Origin of the sequence: Alteromonas sp. CNT1-28 (assembly GCF_022348345.1) — a bacterium.
Classification (GTDB): Bacteria; Pseudomonadota; Gammaproteobacteria; order Enterobacterales; family Alteromonadaceae; genus Alteromonas; species Alteromonas macleodii.
In genome coordinates this window covers 1-1,308 of record NZ_JAKREZ010000095.1, presented here as the reverse complement: position 1 = coordinate 1,308, position 1,308 = coordinate 1, and the positions used below count along the sequence as shown (strand labels likewise).

At 39.1% G+C, this 1,308-nt stretch carries 1 protein-coding gene; it reads right to left on the bottom strand.

The genetic code is table 11. The annotated features are described in order from the left end of the window. Positions 1–1,282: hypothetical protein (locus MHN02_RS21470; RefSeq protein ID WP_239247975.1), on the bottom strand; the 1,282-nt coding region annotated here is incomplete at its 3' end. Positions 1,283–1,308: the final 26 nt, after the last annotated feature.

The window sequence follows — 1,308 nt, the reverse complement described above, 5'->3', positions numbered from 1 at the left end:
GTTGCCAGCGGCTATTTGGGATAGACCATTTTAGTTCTGACTTACCAGGTATAACTTCGACGTATTTGTTGTCACCACTGAATATATGTGTGCCAGCCTCTTTCAATTTCACTTCAAGCTGATACTGCTTCTCATCCAAGGTTTGGTTAATTGGTGCTGATAGTTTATCAAGCCCTGTATTTTCAATAATATCGTCTTTGTTTTGCCATTCTTTTGGCTGGATTAAATCTGAACTCAGACTACGATTATTGACACTCTCTTTTACGGTAAGGCTATTGTTTTGAAATAGTTGCTCTGCTTTACGATACAGGAAGTACTCAAAACGAATAGCTATTTGCTTAGAAACTTCTCCTTGCAAATACCCTCGGTCACCTTTGGGTACCAAGTCTAGGTTGATGGTTCTAACAGCCTTGCATTCACTGAGTTCAGAGCGCAACGTTACATACTGATTATGTAAATCATCTTTTAAATGGATAAACTCAATGTCTATGGCCATGAACAAGGAGCGTAGAAGTTTACTCACCTTGCTTGACTGTTTATCAATAAATTGCCACTCATATTTACGCCCATCAAAATCATTGCTATCAAGATGTTCGCTAAGCAATTTAATGTTCTCAGCAGGTAGCAACTTAAAGGCTTTTTTGCGTACATCGCCAAAGGTCAATGCATCGTCAATATCGCTGTCAATGAAGTAATTCAGCAGACTGCCAGCCGATTTCAATTTTGTTCTGACAATGTTTATATCTTCGATAACTCCCTGTTTGGCGTGACTCTTTGCTCCTTCAGCAAGCTTTCGGACGAGATAGATAAATGCAGAAACGAGGTTGTCGTTAGTTTCGCGGTACCTGAAGAATAGATAACAAACAAGATATAACAAGGTTTGACTATCAGCATGTCTTTTTAACTTATAAACCGACTTGTGTTTTACTAAAGACGCGTAGTATTCAAGGTTTTTCGGTGACAGCTCTAATTCAGCAATCAGTGTCTTAATTTCTGGATAAAGCGCACGTATGATTTTATGCGTCTTTAGTTCTTGTGATATTTGGCTGGCTGAAAAATCCTTCGCCATGCGCTTTAACATAGCGAGATCTGTGAACGTGCTTTTGGAATCAAGCAATCTAAGAAGCGTAGCTTTTGTATCACTGCCTAGGTTTTGGTTCAGGACAGACTCAATGCGACTACGCTCACTAGAAAGTACACTCGATATGATATCTTGAAGTGTCGTATAACCAGCTAACGCAATCCTGTTTTGTCCAAAGTAAGCAATGCATTCATCAAACACATATCTTGGCTCTTGATTGATTTTAA